Below are 12298 nucleotides of genomic sequence, written 5' to 3'. Positions count from 1 at the left end.
GTCCATGTAAGAAGTCCTTTTTGCTTAAGTGGTCTTGGTAAACTTACTTTAGCAACTTTGGACTTCTTTTTTTATCTTTTTTTTGAGCCCTTATCCCGAACTGGGGTTAATTTAGATTTTGGGGAGACCATCCTGAATTCTGTGTAACTGCCATTTAGATTAAATACTTACTACTACGATCACCAAACATAATCATAAAGCGATTAAGAGCAGACGTCCAGTTACGAATGGGCATCGACCACTTTTTAGACGCCGGGGCTGTAAACCAGTTTCTTGACTCTTTTATAGTAAAATTCAATCGTGCGGGATTATTTTAATTGGTGTTCATAATGCGTCAATTAGAACGTTGATCAATAGAGAGAAATGTCCATATAAGTTGATTACAACCTATATGGACACTAACTAGAAGCCTAGACCTACTTGCTCAGGTGTTGAAAGTCTTCCATTTGATTCTTTCAGATTACTAGGTAAAGAATTCTCTATATCCTTTGGGTTAATTACTATGGCTTGTGGACCATCTTCCTTTATGATTTGTCGATTTAAATCGTACTTAGGATTGTTCTGATAGTCTTCGTTATATATTACAGCACGCTTAATATCATATTCTTTAGCTTTCTCCATAGCATGACGGGAACCACTATCTGGTTTAGGATTATTGGGATCAAGGCTTGTTTTACAATAACTAGCGCTCAATACGACTAAATCACTAAAAAGCGCTTGCAGACGATCTCTCTTTACATATCTACCTGCTTGTTCTCTAAAGTTAGCAGATGAAGGTGACGTTAAATACTCAGTAATTAGCAAACCTTGGTTTTCAACAATTTCACGAGCCAAATCTATGTTTTGAGCTGGTAAGATATTATTTAACGGGCTGGGTAAGATAGCAACAGTTCGAGCGTTTAATGCTAGTGCCTTTCTATGCGAGATGCTATCACAGCCATCTGCTAAGCCACTGACAATTGTGGCATCTTGTTTTTTGATGAACTGTTCAACTACCAGGTTTTCATCAACCTCGGTTTCTTTATCTGGATTGAGCACACCAATAACAGCAACATTATAATTATCAGGAGATAGTAAATCCAAATCTCCTTTGTAGAACAAGAAGCTTGGGATATCACCTTTTTTCTTTAGTTCTCGACGAAGAGTTGGGTAGTTATCATCGCCTATTGCTACCACACCATCACAACTATCGCCTAAGTTTTCAATCAAACGTTCAAGCCTAGCCTTCATTTCTAAAAAAGCTTGCTCTGTTACGCTGGCATCCTTTGCCGCAATGAGCTCTACAATAGCTTCATAAGGGATCTTAGTTGTTAGATTATTATTTAACCATGCCTCCCCTATACCTTTGAAGGTGCGAGCTGTTAAAACATTTAGAGCATGATCTGTTATTTTCATTGGAAGCCTACTTGTAAAAATATATTTATTTCAATAATTTAGTGACGCTTTGTAGCAAAAACTATCTCGTCTGGGAGGTCATCTTGAAATGTATAGTGTGGTACACGAGCAATGCTAAAAAAAGTAACGTCCTTCGCACCATAATCTAATAGACATTGAATAGCATCTTCGTCTATATTGACATTTTTTGTATAAATATCATCAATTAATAGTACATGCCTTCCTCTTACTCTTCCCGAAATATTACAAGTATCTCTGGTAATTCCTTGATATGGTGCATTGCCTTCACCAGCATAACTAGTGTTTTTTAGATGAGTAGTAAGAGTATCAGTATGACGAACTATAAAATCACTACCATCCACTAATTTATTCTTCGAATGTGTGACTAACGGAATTGTTTCTCTAATGGCTTCAGTAAACTTTAACTGTGTCCCATTGTAGGTATTGAGTTTTTTTGACCTAGGTACGACACATATAGTGACTTCATCATCTTCTATATTAGATAGTATGCTTGAAAGTTCATTTGCAAGATTAAACTTAACTGAATCTTTAGCAGCTAATAATTTAGATGCGTACTCATTACCAAACGTATTTTTTAAGATATTGAGATAGTTAGGGTTACCAGGTTTATTAAGCCCATAATATTCACAGCGATAGAATGCTTTTATATCTTTGTTCAAATACTCGTTTTTTACGATGGTATATTGATTCACGTCTTAATCCTCACTTATAAGCTAATCTTGGTTATATTTTTATTTGGTATTCCAGCTTCATTGGCGTGGAGTATTTCATTCTCATCATCCTCGAAAACTAGAACCTTTTTAGAGCAAATATTGATTTCGTTAAGTGCATATTGATACTTATTGTGTATATCCTTGCAAAAAAATATTTTATCGAACAATTTAGCGCAGTTGTGATGATCAATAAGCTGAATAACTCTTTCAGGAGAAGCTTTAGTTACTAAACATACCTTAGTAGTGCTCTTATTAACAATCAAAAATTCAATTAGCTCTTTATTAAGGTAAGTATAACCTAAAAACTCCGAATTATACTCGATCTTCTTTTCTTGGATTTTTTCGGTTAATACTTCGTCGCCACAGTGTTTATCGACCACCTCTTTAGTGATTCTTCTTACTAAAGGGATTTGCAGATGGGGTGCACAGTAACCAATCGCTTGTTTATAAGCTAAATTGTTGGCTTCATCAGTGTCACACAAAGTGCCATCCAGATCAGTTAATATCATTTCAATATCATTCAATATACTGTACCTCATCCATAAGTATCGGCTAGCTTAACTATAGAATACCTACCTCTTCTATGAATTACGCTTAGCTATTCCTAGCAACTTTCAGTTTAAATGAAATTGAATCGAAATCAATGTAATTACTAACTTTCAAAATATTTTCGTCTTCTAAAACTTCAATACAACTACCTGAAACCATCTTTTCTACTTCATGATCATGCTTATCATACTGTTCGTCTAATACTTGCTTAATGAGGTCCATGTTTCTGGAATCTTCAAGCAGATAGCTCGCTAAATATGAAGATAAGCTACTGGTGAACATATTTATGACAGCTTCCTGGGTCACTGTGCTGACAGTTTCTACCATTGAAGCGATTTCAGAAGGCGTTCTTACTGAGATAGTTGAATAGTGCTCATCATTACTGGCTTTTTGTGCTTCATTAAATTTTTCAAATAGTGAAGTCATTAGTATTTCCTGGTTATTTAGATAATATTTACTTATTACTAATTTTCGAATCAAATCAGCTTTGTTGTATTTTTGCCTTACTCTTATCAAGTAACTCTTTCAGGTTGTTCAAGGACTGCGGTGCTTGTCCTGATTTAAAGTGCTCATTTAAAAGATGCATTTGGTTATCCAACAAACTCTCTGGATGAACACTTCTACGACTAATATTCCATAATTGCCACGAGAAATTTTTATTAGATTTAGTACTATTTTTACTTAGAAATTCAGCGTATTCCGTTATGAGTAGTGCCTCTTCACTTGAGCACTGACTCAAAAAATCTTTCAGGGACTCTTCAATAAAATCATTAATGATCTGTGAACGTGATACGCCGTCGCGTTTAGCAATCGCATCAATAATCAACAAATCGAGATTGTTAAATCTCATATTAAACTTTCTAAATTCTGGCTTATCAAAAGCCGTGGTTGGGTCTTCTAATTTATTAAAAGCCGCTTCATCAAATTCGATTTTTAAACTCATAAACTTTACCTGTATATTGCTGACAATTGATTATAGATATTTGAAACCACTACCGTTTTGTATATATTCTATGTGGCTACATTGGTTGCTAAGCTCTTTCGAGTCGCTTCATAAGATCGAGCAGACTGTTATATAGGCCATCTACTTCGGCTTTCCTTAAAACAATCTTGTCTGAATTCTTTATATTCTTTCCACAGCTTAATGCTAGAGCAACCACTGGACTAGAAATATTGCGTTGTTTTTGACGAACTTGGCAGTGTTTAGTAGCTTTCATAATAATATTCCTTAGTAGTTTTTAAAATTTATTCAAATTATTACTTTTGTAATAGTCAATAAAAAATATTTATTTTACTCGCACTAAGCTTTCTATTCATAGAGTTGTTATGATAGGTTGTTACAATACTATCTTCTGCAACTATCAAAGTAATTCCACCGGTTCTTCTTAAAAACTCAATATCTTTAAGAAGTCTTTTTAGCTTCTTCATTGCCGCCTTGCTTTCTTTTGGCGTCATACCTTGTATATCTTGGCTTAATCCACTTGCATCAAGGATTTTATTAGTATATTTCAACGCATTACTATTCATAATAGGTCCTTTTTTTTATAAGTACCGAGACTCTTTTGATTGATCACCATATGACCCATAGTATGTATGGTATTATTACAATAGTCAATATTTAAATATAAAAATAGTATATATAAAATTAGATGGATTTAAACACCTATAGGGTACACCCTAGCGAAACTACCTAAAAGGTACCAAAAACCAATTAATAGACTGGGTAAAATAGACTAACGCAGTAAAGCTACTTCAACCGCCCTATCATTAGTCTATACCCAAAACATAAAACCTTTAAACGATAATATTACTATCATTAGACTTGTTACTATTATTAAATGATAGTAATATCTTGCAATTATCAATGAACATTAATTATTAAGTCTAATTAATAAAGGTGGCGTTATGACCGTTCGTATTTATGTGAGAGCCAGCACTAAGGATCAAGATACTAAGAGAGCCTTGTCTGACTTGATTAGCTTTAGCCAAAGCTATAATGATAACCATGTTGAGTATGTTGAGCATTTCAGTGGTACAAAGCTCGATAGGCCAGTATTAGCTAAGCTATTAAAGGACGCTGATCAAGGCGATATTCTGCTGGTTGAAAGCGTGGACAGATTAAGCAGGCTATCTCAAGATGATTTTGCAATTCTAAAGCAGCGCATCAAAGACAAGGGCTTGCGATTGGTGGTGGCCGATCTACCAACCACGCATACGGTAAGTAAGGGCATGACAGGTGAGATCCTAGCAGTGATTAACCATATGCTGATCGACTTGTTAGCAACGATGGCAAAGCTTGATAACGATAAGCGTAGAGAGCGTATTAAGCAGGGGTTAGCGAATAGTGGTTATAAGCCCACAGGTAAGAAAGCCAATACAGTGAAACATAATCGTATTAGAGAGTTGGCCAGTCAAAACAATATGACGAAAGAGGAGATTGCTAAGGCGGTTGGTGTTGGGGTGGCTACGGTTTATCGGGTGTTAAAGCAGGGATGATAGCTGAGGTTTTTTAATTGTTTATTTGCCTTCTTATAGACACAATGCGATCAGACATATAATGATTAATCTTATAGATTCTAATCATACATTCTGATTCGAAAAAATTGCCTCCAATATAGCCGGGGCGGTTCACATTGATGTTCTCATTAGTACCACGCTCCCAAGATTGATAAGGCTGAGCGAAGTAAATATCAGCTTTTAATGTTGAGCTCATAGTTTCATGATCAGAGGACTCTTTACCACTATCAAAGGTGATGCTTAGAGCCTTCTCAGCTTTTAGCATACTAATAGAAGCGTGTGTCACAGCCTTTGCTTCACGATTGGGTAAAGCTTTGATTTTAGTCTCTCGAGTGGTTCTATCCACTAGAGTAACAGGCACACCTTAATGTTCACGGCCTTTAAGTTATTACTTCACCAACTACCTGATACAAGCTCTTCAAACGTTTTGATAGTTATTTCCAAAATTTTAAAATTGACCATCAAAGTGAGGAGCGAAGGGAATATCGTCATCTACTGGTCCAGGTGGAAGCCCCTGATTAACATTACTTTTATTTATTTTATTGTTCGGTGTTTGCTGGTCATTCTGAGGCTTTTCACGGTCCGGATGAATGATTTGTTTGTTGTTATTTTCATTACTATCTAGCATCTGCATCTGGTCAGCGCGAATTTCAGTCGCATAACGGTCGCTACCGTCAGGGGCTTGGTACTTACGAGTACGTAAGCTACCCTCAATATAGACTTTGCTGCCTTTACGCAGATACTGAGCGGCGATTTCACCCAAACGATTGAATAGTGAAACACGATGCCATTCGGTCGCTTCTCTCTTTTCGCCACTTTGTTTATCAGTCCATTGCTCAGAGGTCGCTACTGAGATATTGGTAACACTACCACCGTTATTAAATTGACGTGCCTCGGGATCTGCACCGAGGTTGCCGATGATGATGACCTTATTAACTCCGCGCATAATATTTCTCTCTTAGTTTGGTAATTATCTAAATACTACATTGTAGTAGTTGCGCGATATTTTCACACGCTCCTTCGCTTGCCAGTTGTAGCAATTGGTACAGGGTTTACCAACAGGACAAACGATTCTAGCCTCAAAGCCGCCTTCATCCATGTAAGCAATAGGATAGATTTTTAAATGCTATAAAGCTCCATAAGAATTTTGATTGCATTGCTATGTTTACTTATGTAGAAACTGGTGTTGTTAACTAAAAAATTTAAAAATTGTTCTTTAATATTCATCAGTAAAAATTAATGCTAAGCGTATGTCGTTGTATGGGATTTCTTCATTCAGCTCCTCAAAAATAGGTTTTAATTCCCTAGAACTACCCAACTTCATTGCAGCTTCTTTGACTGCTAATATGATAGATTCTGGAGGTCTAAATTGTTCAAGAGGGTACGATCCTAAAATTGTAGATATTTCCCATATATGATTTACAATAGTGCCTACGGTAACCCCCCTTTCTTTGGAGATAGCTTCAATTGAATATCCATCTATAATTAAATCATAAGTGTCTTTAAGGGTTTGTTTGTACAGTTTAGCCTTATCTTTCACAATATCGCTTTGGTAAGACTTAGTTCGACCTAAACAGTATAAAGTTACACTATTGGCACCATGGTTAAGCAGTGTTTGAATGGCATCTTCATCAATATTTACGCTTTCAGTATATAGGTCATCAATTAACAAGATATCTTTGTTTCGTACTTCTGCTGCAATTGTACAAGTGTCTTGAGTAATTCCAGGATAAGGTAAATTGCCAGTGCCACCATAGCCTGATTTATCCATATGCGTGGTTCTTGTATCTGTATGTCTTACAATGAAGTCGCTGCCATCTTCAAAAGCATTGAGCATTGCAACCGCTCTTTGTACAGAGCGTTTAAAATATAATTGATCAGGAGAATAAGTATTTTCTGCTTTAGCCCTAGGAATAACACACACGGTCAGTTTTTCTTTGCCTGTCTTAATTAGGATTTTTGGCAAATCTTGTTTTAAGATTTCAATTAAATCATTGCTAGCACCTTGCAAAACAATTTCGGGTGTATCGTGAAATTGGTTTTTCAAAGTGGTAATGATGTATTCAACGGTTCCTCTTTGCTTCCTTAGTGCTTTATTGCCAGGATGATAGTCTTGGTGATAAGAAGCTGCTATTGGAGAGTTTACGAATACTGCCAATTGACGATTATTAGAGTTTTTAACTGTATACCACCTACTGATGGGTGGTATGGTGAAATTTTTCATTGCTAATCCTTTATTGATACGTCCTAGTTCTAATATTGAAGGGTTAATTAGTTTCAAATTTAAAAATGATAATAAAAATAGGTTGCATTGATCTTCACCAAAGCGAGCCCATCCCAGATTCTGTGTAACTGCCCTTTAGATTAAATGCTTGCTGATACGGTCATCAAACATAATCATAAAGCGATTCAAAGCAGACGTCCAGTTACGGATCGGCATCGACCACTTTTTGGACGCCTGCTGGGTTGCTAGATAGACTACCTTGAATGCGGCCTGATCGGACGGGAACACCTTACGTTTATTCACCGCTGTACGAATCACACTGTTTAGCGACTCAATAGCATTGGTGGTATAAATAGCTTTTCTAATATCTTTAGGGTACTCGAAGAATACCGTTAAGCCCTCCCAGTTATTACGCCAAGACTTGACCACGTGCGGGTACTCTTTGCCCCAAGTCTCATCAAAGTGCTCAAGGTTAGCCTCTGCTATCTCAAGCGTATCAGCGCCGTAGATGGCCTTTAAATCAGCGGCTACTGCCTTTTTGTCCGTCCAGGGTACAAACTTCATTGAGTAGCGCACCATATGCACGATACACAGCTGAACCTGAGCATTGGGATAAACCGTATTGATGGCATCAGGAAAGCCCTTTAAACCATCGACACAGGCAATGAGTATATCTTGCACCCCGCGGTTTTGTAGTTCAGTGAGAACGCCTAGCCAGAACTTGGCGCCTTCATTCTCTGAGAGCCACATACCAAGCAGCTCTTTTTTACCGTTAAGAGCGACACCTAGAGCTAAGTAAATTGCTTTGTTAATAATCTGCTTATCTTGACGTACCTTAACGACAATGCAGTCCAAATAGACAATAGGATAAACACTGCTCAGCGGCCGGTTCTGCCAAGCGGTGATGTCCTCTAAGATGTTGTCAGTGACTCTTGAAACCAAGCTGCTTGAGATGTCGACGTCGTAGATGTCCTTGATGGTTTCGACAATCTCAGTAGTGGTTTGACCTTTGGCGCATGAGCGAGGATCAGCAAGTGTCTGGGAGACACTTGCCCGAAGCGCAAGACGGAAGGCTATGCCTGTAGTGAAATATGATTTTGTCATCAAGACCTGAAATACGGGTTTGATGCTTACTGACAAGTACAGGCTCAAAGCTACTGTCGCGGTCTCTGGGGGTGGAGATCTCAAGCTCGCCTGTGTCACTACGGACTCTCTTTTTAGTGTGCCCGTTGCGCTTATTAGGTTTATCGGCTTTCTCATGCTTGGGGTAACCGAGATGCTCTTCCATCTCGGCTTCAAGGGCAGTATCGATAAAAGATTGCATGAGCTGCTTTTGAAAGTCTTTGATGTCATCGAGGCTTTTCATGCTGCTGGCCATTTGCTCAGCCAGTTTCTTGATGTCAGATTGGTTAGTCATTGCTTATTCTCCTGTTAGTGGATTATAAGCAGTTACACAAAGTTTGGGAAACTCCCAATCGAGCTATTTGTTCAGCTAGTTTCTTAATGTCAGATTGAGTCGTCATTGCTATAAGCAGTTACACACTTTTTAGGAAAGGCTCTCTCGCATAGCGACTGATTGAACATAATTCTTCATAGCGTATTCCTTAATATACTTTTACCAACTTTGGAATTCATATTTTTTGATAACAGCATCCCAATTAGCATAGGACGTTTCACTAATGACATTACCTTGATTGTCAAGCGTATATCTTGTAATACTGCTTTCGTGTGGTTTACTAGCATCAGTGTATTGATACATATTTATTTTACCTTCTTTGTAGTAGCAATCATCGTAGTATGCGTCGCTCCAAGTTTGAATATTGGGCGCATCGTACTTAGGTTCCACGATAAAATTACCAGATTTATCGATAACACCCCATTTACCAGTCTCATAGTCACCCACTCGAACGGCTGCTAAACCCTCTGAAAAATTACAAGCACGATCCCATTTTGCTTTAATTGAGATATTGCCATTGGTATCAACAAAACCATATTGACTGCCATTATTCCAGTGATTACTTTCAGTATACTGAGCCAGTCCATCTGAATAAGAGTGAAGAAAGTTAAATTTAAAAGGAACAATAGTTTTTCCTGATTGGTCAATAGCTCCATATTTCTCTTTCAAGCTTACGACTGCCAACCCGTCTTGAAATGCTTCTGCTGACTGATACTGATAGGGAATGATAAGTTCTCGTTGCTTATTCATATATCCATACTTACCATTACGATAAACAGCCACTAGCCCTTCATTAAAGCTCTTATAGTCAGTATCCATACCTGTATCATTAGCTTCATGCTCAACAGGAATAACCAATCGACCCTTGTTATCAATAAAGCCCTGAAGATTTTTATAGCTTAGATTGCCTTCTTCATCGTAGCCCTTTTTTATTTTTCCAACATAAGCTAAACCATCAGAAAACTCTCCACAAGCCTCAAACAGACCAGTAGGAACCACCACTTCACCCAAACTATTTTTGTAGCCACAATCCCAGCTGTCTGTTGACTCTTCATAAAAACGCTGCAAATCTGCATTTGCAACTGAGCAGTACATCAAACTTAATAGACTAGCACTCACTGTTTTTAAAAAACTTTTATTCATTGATATTCCTACGTTTTTTATTGTTAAGGCTATTATTTTGTCCATCCATTTTTATCTTCTATATATAGCAATACTGCCAACCCCCCTTCATAGTGGTCAGGAATATACCCTCTATTATCAGTATAGTACTCTGCACCTTCTATAAAACGATTTGATCTATCTGCAGACCAACCAAAACCCATAGAAAGCCCTCTATTTCGTCCTTGATCATCATAAGTCCAGCCTCTTTTGGCGTAGTACTTAATGTCATGGTCACCCTCATAACGATAAGAGTCAGGAATATCTTTCCATTGTTTAGATAAGGCTATAAATCCGTTGCAATAACTATCACCCCTACATTCGGGTACATTCGGTGCAGTGTTTGGATTATTATAAATATTCATCATCTCAGGCAGTCCTGCGTAACTACAAGTACTGCTGATTGCCAAAATTAATGTCAGACATATTTTTTTCATATAACACCCCTTAATAGATAGTTGTTTGGTATTACTATCGTCTAAATCTATTTCTATTGCAATGACTCGAGAGTCCTGTGCGACATTAAATGACGCATCTGTAGCATTTAACTAAAAAATTCTTAAATTGACAAATAAAATTTAATTTCAAAGAGCAGATAAAAAGAGGTTTTCAGCTGGAATAGCTCAGTCTTTTGCACAGATGGGTACAACATGAGTGAATATGAAAAAAATGCAGCGAGCTGTACAACCTATCAAAGTCTCTTAAATAGTAAAATTGTGTCGGACACGACGTATAATGTCGTAAAGAAGATCTACATACTGTTCAATAGAAAATTATTTTGGTAGTCTTAATAAAAGGTAAAAAACAAATGTATGTGTACACTATTTAATTGAGGAGATAGTAATGATTATTAGAATGGAAGGTTACGGTATATTTATTTACTCCGGTACAGTAGCAAAGGATACTTATGAGTATTTCAAAAATAAAAATATTGACTTACAGGAATATGCTGAGTATTTAGACAATCCTGAATCAAGTAATTTACAAATACCCAAAGAGCACGATTTTGTTGATGGTGGTTGTCTGTATGATGTGGATAATTTGTGGTGTTTGTCAGGCGCAGAATTAACTAGTGATTGTATTTTGAGTGTAGATTTAGAGAACGGAGATGATGATTGGGAATGCGACCTTGATTCAGATACATTGGAAGAACTCGGCATTAAGACAAAATGCATTAGCTCATCTCCCGGGATGATAGGTGATTTACCTTCAGGTACTGCTGTATTCATGGCTAGGGAAACTACTGAAGGGGTACAGTTTAATGAAAATCGGATTATATCTAGTAGTGATTTTGACCCAACAAAGTTAGAAATTTATTATCATGAGTATATAGATGCGTACATAGTCAAACATATAAAGTACGATGGAAGAGAATACTATGGTAATGATCGTGAATGGGATACAGAATATAAAGATTTTAAATGGCACTTGCGGACGTAACAGTTATAGAGATTTCACACATTGGCTTTCATTAAAAATTCATAAAATCAGGTTATAGATAAATATGTTAACTAAGAAAACCACTACAACTCGTGGAGATAACTATAATGAACTACTCAGTTTGGCTAAGTCTAAAAATCTGACACTTAGACGTGCTAATAAATCAGGTGAAATTCCTATGAGGTTCGAGGTTGTTCGTAGAGGCGCTTCAAAAAATGAGCAACCTTTTATTGATAATTTAACACCTGAGCAAGTCAATAATAATAGTCCATTAAGTGAGGGCTTCACCTTAAAACAGTTTATTAGCCAGTTTAAAACAGTATGTCCCAAGGGAACCATCTAAAAAGGCTCATTAATCTACTTATAGTGGATTAATGAGTAGTGATCAGTTTAGGTATTTTCTTAGCCACATCAGCGATCAGATGCCGTGAGCACTTAGCCATTTTTTGAATATCAGAATAGCTATGACCTGATTTGAGCAGACTAGCGATAATCTTGCGCTTTTCGGTATCTTTTCTACGTCCTGAATACTTACCTTCTGCTTTAGCTCGAGCAATACCTTGCATCTGACGGTTGCGGCGATCTTCATAATCTTTTCGAGCAATGGCTGCGAGCATATCGAGCATCATCGAGTTGATGGCCTGCAATATACTGCTCATAAATTCAGTGCTGCGCTCAGGTTGAAGGGCCATATATGAGGTCGGCAGCTCTTTTGATACGATAGAGAGCTTTTTTTCTGATAGCATTCTTTTGAGAGTATCCCAATCAGCTTGGTTCAAACGTGCCAAGCGATCAATTTGCTCAACTAAGATAACATCACCC

The 12298-nt window shown here is 37.2% G+C and carries 15 protein-coding genes and 2 pseudogenes; 3 read left to right on the top strand and 14 right to left on the bottom strand.

The features are described from left to right. Window positions 1–402: 402 nt before the first annotated feature. The 7 genes from ACT3RN_RS11240 to ACT3RN_RS11210 all read right to left on the bottom strand — a co-directional run bounded on the left by ACT3RN_RS11240 (window position 403) and on the right by ACT3RN_RS11210 (window position 4205). Window positions 403–1395, bottom strand: a complete 993-nt coding sequence (locus tag ACT3RN_RS11240; RefSeq protein ID WP_444518647.1) for a DNA-processing protein DprA — start codon at window positions 1393–1395, stop codon at window positions 403–405. Between the two features lie 38 nt (window positions 1396–1433). Then, window positions 1434–2108, bottom strand: a complete 675-nt coding sequence (locus ACT3RN_RS11235; RefSeq protein WP_444518646.1) for an amidophosphoribosyltransferase — start codon at window positions 2106–2108, stop codon at window positions 1434–1436. 14 nt (window positions 2109–2122) lie between these two features. Beyond that, window positions 2123–2653 carry an HAD hydrolase-like protein gene (locus ACT3RN_RS11230; protein WP_444518645.1) on the bottom strand — a complete coding sequence of 177 codons (531 nt, stop codon included), beginning with the start codon at window positions 2651–2653 and terminating at the stop codon, window positions 2123–2125. Between the two features lie 70 nt (window positions 2654–2723). Continuing rightward, window positions 2724–3104 (bottom strand): hypothetical protein, encoded by a 381-nt coding sequence (locus tag ACT3RN_RS11225; protein ID WP_444518644.1) that lies wholly within the window; start codon window positions 3102–3104, stop codon window positions 2724–2726. A gap of 55 nt (window positions 3105–3159) precedes the next feature. After that, entirely contained in the window at window positions 3160–3621 is a 462-nt protein-coding gene (locus ACT3RN_RS11220) for a hypothetical protein (RefSeq protein WP_444518643.1), read from the bottom strand. Between the two features lie 88 nt (window positions 3622–3709). Further along, window positions 3710–3895 carry a hypothetical protein gene (locus ACT3RN_RS11215; protein WP_444518642.1) on the bottom strand — a complete coding sequence of 62 codons (186 nt, stop codon included), beginning with the start codon at window positions 3893–3895 and terminating at the stop codon, window positions 3710–3712. A 55-nt stretch (window positions 3896–3950) separates the two neighbouring features. Next, the gene (locus ACT3RN_RS11210; protein WP_444518641.1) at window positions 3951–4205 is read right to left on the bottom strand and encodes a hypothetical protein; all 255 of its coding nucleotides are present in this window, start codon (window positions 4203–4205) and stop codon (window positions 3951–3953) included. A gap of 378 nt (window positions 4206–4583) precedes the next feature. On the opposite strand from ACT3RN_RS11210, the gene ACT3RN_RS11205 reads away from it, so the two are divergent. After that, on the top strand, window positions 4584–5174 hold the full coding sequence (locus ACT3RN_RS11205; RefSeq protein ID WP_444518640.1) for a recombinase family protein: 591 nt from the start codon (window positions 4584–4586) through the stop codon (window positions 5172–5174). 136 nt (window positions 5175–5310) lie between these two features. Here ACT3RN_RS11205 and ACT3RN_RS11200 read toward each other — a convergent pair. The 6 genes and pseudogenes from ACT3RN_RS11200 to ACT3RN_RS11175 all read right to left on the bottom strand — a co-directional run. Then, window positions 5311–5559, bottom strand: a pseudogene (locus ACT3RN_RS11200) (IS30 family transposase); the annotation flags it as partial. Window positions 5560–5643: 84 nt separating this feature from the next. Continuing rightward, window positions 5644–6141 carry a single-stranded DNA-binding protein gene (gene ssb / locus ACT3RN_RS11195; RefSeq protein ID WP_444518639.1) on the bottom strand — a complete coding sequence of 166 codons (498 nt, stop codon included), beginning with the start codon at window positions 6139–6141 and terminating at the stop codon, window positions 5644–5646. Between the two features lie 270 nt (window positions 6142–6411). Further along, window positions 6412–7419 carry a helix-turn-helix domain-containing protein gene (locus tag ACT3RN_RS11190; protein WP_444518638.1) on the bottom strand — a complete coding sequence of 336 codons (1008 nt, stop codon included), beginning with the start codon at window positions 7417–7419 and terminating at the stop codon, window positions 6412–6414. A 135-nt stretch (window positions 7420–7554) separates the two neighbouring features. Continuing rightward, window positions 7555–8836: pseudogene (locus ACT3RN_RS11185) on the bottom strand (IS256 family transposase). 198 nt (window positions 8837–9034) lie between these two features. Beyond that, window positions 9035–10018, bottom strand: coding sequence for a WG repeat-containing protein (locus tag ACT3RN_RS11180; RefSeq protein ID WP_444518637.1), 984 nt, complete (start codon window positions 10016–10018; stop codon window positions 9035–9037). A gap of 32 nt (window positions 10019–10050) precedes the next feature. Continuing rightward, complete coding sequence (locus ACT3RN_RS11175) at window positions 10051–10473, bottom strand: hypothetical protein (RefSeq protein ID WP_198335621.1); 423 nt, start codon at window positions 10471–10473, stop codon at window positions 10051–10053. A gap of 406 nt (window positions 10474–10879) precedes the next feature. Between ACT3RN_RS11175 and ACT3RN_RS11170 the strand changes: the two genes are divergently transcribed. Beyond that, window positions 10880–11476: a hypothetical protein gene (locus ACT3RN_RS11170; RefSeq protein ID WP_444518636.1), complete on the top strand. Its 597-nt coding sequence runs from the start codon at window positions 10880–10882 to the stop codon at window positions 11474–11476. Window positions 11477–11540: 64 nt separating this feature from the next. Continuing rightward, window positions 11541–11819, top strand: coding sequence for a hypothetical protein (locus ACT3RN_RS11165; protein ID WP_443563542.1), 279 nt, complete (start codon window positions 11541–11543; stop codon window positions 11817–11819). A gap of 28 nt (window positions 11820–11847) precedes the next feature. Here ACT3RN_RS11165 and ACT3RN_RS11160 read toward each other — a convergent pair. Continuing rightward, on the bottom strand, window positions 11848–12298 hold a 451-nt coding region (locus ACT3RN_RS11160), incomplete at its 5' end, for a recombinase family protein (RefSeq protein ID WP_444518635.1).

Source organism: Psychrobacter sp. AOP5-GZ1-6, from assembly GCF_052376345.1.
Lineage (GTDB): Bacteria > Pseudomonadota > Gammaproteobacteria > Pseudomonadales > Moraxellaceae > Psychrobacter.
This window is presented reverse-complemented; position numbering and strand designations above follow the sequence as displayed.